The sequence below is a fragment of the Bradyrhizobium sp. P5_C11_2 genome (assembly GCF_054049755.1).
On the sequence record NZ_JBFULT010000734.1, the window covers coordinates 1 to 3062 of the forward strand.

A 3062-nucleotide genomic window follows, 5' to 3' on the forward strand; every position below is an offset into this window, starting at 1 on the left:
GCAGTTGCCGGCACGACCAAGAGCAAGGCGAATAAAGCTAGGTCTTTCAAACGGATGCCGGAAAGACCGGGGAAACGGGATGACATGAAGTTCTCCGGTGACGCGTTCCCGTAATGTAGGCATCCGAACGCGGCTGAGGAAGGCGACGGGCAACCGATCGCGGCCGCCGTTTACCGCTCCGTGAGGCTTTTTTGCTACGTACTGAACAAATGTAGCTGACGGCAGAACCACTTTGCTGGTGAACGCGTATCCCCTCTGCGAGACTAATGTCTGATTTGGATTGTGGATTCGAGGAATGAATAGCGTGAACGGGTCCGGTTCTTCTGCCAAGCCGGCACGGCTGTGGCAGGTCGCCATTTTGACGGCGGCAGGTGTGATCTGTACGGCGAACCAGGCGGACGCAGCGTTTTATTATTGGACGGATTATTCCGACGGGTCCTACGGCCGCCATGAGCGGTATCCCGAAGAGCCGCGACAAAAGCCGCAGAAGCGCAGCGCGACCGGCAAGAAGGACGTCGTCGCCGAAAAGGAAGCCGGTATAAAGCCGCAAGGGCCGCTCGTCATCGTCGTCTCGATCGACCGGCAGAAGGTCACGGTCTACGACACCAACGGCGTGTTTGCGGAATCTCCGGTGTCGACCGGCATGAAGGGCCATTCGACGCCGATGGGCGTGTTTAGCGTCATCCAGAAGCACAAATTCCACMACTCCAACATCTATAGCGGCGCGCCGATGCCGTACATGCAGCGGATCACCTGGTCCGGCGTCGCGATGCATGCCGGCGTGCTGCCGGGCTATCCGGCCTCGCACGGCTGCATCCGCATGCCGATGGCGTTCGCGGTGAAGATGTGGAACTGGACCAGGATGGGCGCGCGCGTCATCGTCTCGCCCGGCCAGATGACGCCGCAAAACTTCTCGCATCCCCTGCTCGCCTCTACGCGGATGCCGCCGCAGCCTGCCGCCAGCCTCCAACCGACGACGACTGTTGGCGACAAGGCGGACAAGGGCGCGACTGACGCCAAAATCACCGAGGCGAAGCCGGTCGAGACGAAGACGGCCAGCGCGGACGCCGTGCTCGATCTGCGTTCGACGGTCGGCCACGCCGTGATGTCGGATGCGACGACCGGCAGCGCACCGGCTCGCGACGAGGCGGCCAGCACCGAAAACAAGACCGAAACCGCCGAGGCGGCGAAGCCTCAATCCGAAGAGGCCGCCAAGCCGGCCGACGCCGCGACTGTTAAAGCGAAGCCCTCCGAGGTTGCTGAAGCGCCCAAGGCGACGACCGCCGACGACAAGTCCGCGGACAAGGTCGAGGCAGCCAAGCCTGAGACCGCCAAGTCTGAGCCGGCCCCGGCCGAGACCGGCAAGAAGCCTGACGCAACGGTGACGGCAACGACGCCTGCGCAATCCGCCTCGCCGGACGCCAAGAAGGACCAGACCCGCGTCGCCGATCCCGCGCCCGCCGCGAAGCCGGACGTGCCGAAGCGGGCCGGCCAGATCGCGGTCTTCATCAGCCGCAAGGACTCCAAACTTTATGTGCGGCAGAACTTTGCGCCGCTGTTCGAGGTGCCGGTGACGATCGCCGCCAGCGATCGCCCGCTCGGCACCCATGTCTTCACCGCCGAGGTCGACAAGACCGACACCAATGCGCTGCATTGGTCGGTGGTATCGATGCCCGTGTCGGCACGTTCCGCCGCGCGCGAGGAAGACGGCCGCATGACGCGCCGCCAGCACGGCGCCGCCGTGATCCCCGTCGCCGCAAAGCCGGTGGCCGTCACCCCGAATAGCCCGGCCGAGGCGCTCGACCGCGTCTCCATCCCCGCCGACACCATGGCAAAGATCAACGAGATGCTGACCAGCGGCGGCTCGATCATCGTCTCCGATCAGGGCATCAACCAGGGCGAGACCGGCGAAGGCACCGACTTCATCGTGCGCCTGTACTGAATGATTCGCCGCGTCCGATAACGCGGTGTTGAGCAGGCCGATCGCAGCGGCGGAGTAGAGTGGGTCCCGGATCACGTCGGGGGACGTCGCCATGCTGAACCGCAGGACCATGCTCGCCGCGCTTCTCGCAACAGGCGCATCCGCAACGCGCGCGTTCGCCGACGGCGGCATGAGCCGCATATCGGCCTACGCCTTCTCCTTCCCCGCATTGTCCGGCGATGACATCCGCCTTGCGGCCTTCACCGGCCGGCCGCTGCTGGTGGTCAACACCGCCTCGCTGTGCGGCTACACCCCGCAATATGCGGGGCTGCAGGAGCTCTGGAGCGAGTTTCGCGCACGTGGGCTCAACGTCATCGGCGTGCCTTCCAACGATTTCGGCGGCCAGGAACCCGGCGGCACCAGCGAGATCTCGGAGACAGCGCACCACCAATACGGCGTTACCTTCCCGATCGCCGCAAAGGCCGTCGTGGTCGGGCCGAAGGCGCATCCCTTCTACAAATGGGCGGCTGAGGCGCGGCCGAAGGAGGTTCCGCGCTGGAACTTCCACAAATACCTGATCGGCCGCGACGGCTATATCGCCGAGGTGTTTTCCTCCGCCGTCGAGCCGACCGACACCCGAATCAAGACCGCAGTCGCGAAGGCGCTGGCCGACAGTTGACACGCCGCACCCCAACGCGCTTGGGCACAATTGTGGCGAAGCGCCAAACAGCCGTTGCAATGGCGAGTGCCCACCATCTAGGCTAGGATCAGCGCTAAGATATCTTGGGCAGGATGGTTTTGCCGCAGGCGAAAAGCCACGGTGAAACAACGGGATCAATCTCGAGGACAACACCATGCGTGTGGCGGCAGGACTGATTTTGGCAAGCGCAATGTCTCTGGCGATGACAGGCGCAGCATGGTCGCAGACCCCGGCCGCGAAGCCGGCAGCCGCCACGCAGGCTGCACCCGCGGCGACGCCGGCAGCTGCGGCACCCGCCGCAGCTCCGGCAGCAGCAGCCACGCCGCCCGCCTTCGTCAATCCGCCCCCGCCGAAGCAAGCGCCCCAGCCGGCGCGCGCCGCCTGCAACACRCCGGGCGCGCTCGGCGTCGCCCGCACCGTCGAGATCGACACCACCGGCGG

Annotated in this window: 2 protein-coding genes and 1 pseudogene; all 3 read left to right on the top strand. The window is 65.3% G+C overall.

The genetic code is table 11. From position 1 onward, the window contains the following. The first annotated feature begins 295 nt into the window (after positions 1-295). A complete protein-coding gene (locus ACXJL8_RS37700; protein WP_456686678.1) occupies positions 296-1942 on the top strand; it encodes a L,D-transpeptidase family protein in 1647 nt (548 codons plus the stop codon). A gap of 91 nt (positions 1943-2033) precedes the next feature. After that, complete coding sequence (locus tag ACXJL8_RS37705) at positions 2034-2600, top strand: glutathione peroxidase (RefSeq protein WP_456621934.1); 567 nt, start codon at positions 2034-2036, stop codon at positions 2598-2600. 175 nt (positions 2601-2775) lie between these two features. Then, positions 2776-3062 (top strand): annotated as a pseudogene (locus ACXJL8_RS37710) (polysaccharide deacetylase family protein); the annotation flags it as partial.